Source organism: Cellulosimicrobium arenosum, assembly GCF_014837295.1.
Classification (GTDB): Bacteria; Actinomycetota; Actinomycetes; order Actinomycetales; family Cellulomonadaceae; genus Cellulosimicrobium; species Cellulosimicrobium arenosum.
Genome location: NZ_JACYHB010000028.1, coordinates 1 through 1,289, shown reverse-complemented (window position 1 = coordinate 1,289; position 1,289 = coordinate 1). Strand labels below are relative to the sequence as shown.

Below are 1,289 nucleotides of genomic sequence, written 5' to 3'. Positions count from 1 at the left end.
CATCGGCCGATGAAACTCCCGTGGCGATCTGCCGCCAGAACTCGCGCTGCACCACCCGTGACGGCTCCGGCCGTCCAGGAGAGCGCATCGCCGGGCGAAGCGCGCGATCAGCACGCCACTGCCGACGCGCGCCCTCGGGAACATCGCTGGTCTTCATCCTCCACACTGCCTTCGCCACACCGCACCTCCGAGATCAGGGGTGTTGCGACGACCAATTGATTCCGCCTTGACTGCCTCTGTCGCTGTGGACGATGCATCCGTCCACCTGAGTGCCGTCGATGGCGCGTCTGGCGACTGCGGAGTTCAGGGCGTCCACGGCCAGGGAGGACTTCATGCGGTCGCTGATGGAGTACCCCACGATCCGGTTCGAGTAGACGTCCTTGATCGCGCAGAGGTAGACCTTGCCCTCACCGGTGGGGTGCTCGGTGATGTCGGTCAACCACAACTCGTTGGGCTCGGCGGCGGTGAAGTCGCGCAGGACGAGGTCGTCGTGCGCGGGCGGGCCGGGCTTCTTGCCGCCCTTCGTGCCCTTCTTCTTGCCGAACACCGACCACCAGCCGCCCTCGGCGCACCGACGCCACATCGTGCGGTCGCATGCGACGTGGCCGGCGTCTCGGGCTTCGTCACCCAGCAGCCGGTACCCGAACTCCGGGTCGTCACGGTGGGCGTCGAACAGCGCGTTCGCCAGGTACGCCTGGTCGAGCTCGCGGTCCGTGACCGGGTCGATGAGCCACCGGTAGTAGGGCGCACGTGCGAGGTCGAGCACCCGGCAGGTCACCGTGACGGGGATCCCGTCGCCGGCGAGCTCACGGACCAGCGGGTAGCTCATTTTCCCGGCAGGTGCGCCTGCGCGAAGTACGCCGCGGCGCGGCGCAGGACCTCGTTCTCCTGCTCCAGCAGCCGCACACGCTTACGCACCTCGCGCAGCTCGGCCGACTCGGCCTGCGTCACGCCGGGCTTGGCGCCGTCCTCGACGTCAGCGGCGTGCAGCCAGTTGCGCAGGCACGACTCGCTGATGCCGAAGTCCTTCGCGATCTGCTTGACCGGGATCTCGCCCTGGCGGGCGATCGCCACGACGTCGTCGCGGAACTCCTTGGGGTGGGGTCTGGGCACGGGACACATCCTTCCAGCAGCACCTCACGGCACCACACATCGGATGTCACCTCTCCGTGCAGCAGTCCCTCGCGCGCTTCGCCCGGCGATGCGCTCTCCTGGACGGCCGGAGCCGTCACGGGTGGTGCAGCGCGAGTTCTGGCGGCAGATCGCCACGGGAGTTTCATCGGCCGATG

Annotated in this window: 2 pseudogenes; both read right to left on the bottom strand. The window is 68.4% G+C overall.

Features of this window, described 5'->3' with window-relative positions:
* Window positions 1-157: pseudogene (locus tag IF651_RS17280) on the bottom strand (IS30 family transposase); the annotation flags it as partial.
* A gap of 69 nt (window positions 158-226) precedes the next feature.
* Window positions 227-1,113 (bottom strand): annotated as a pseudogene (locus IF651_RS17275) (IS3 family transposase); the annotation flags it as partial.
* Window positions 1,114-1,289: the final 176 nt, after the last annotated feature.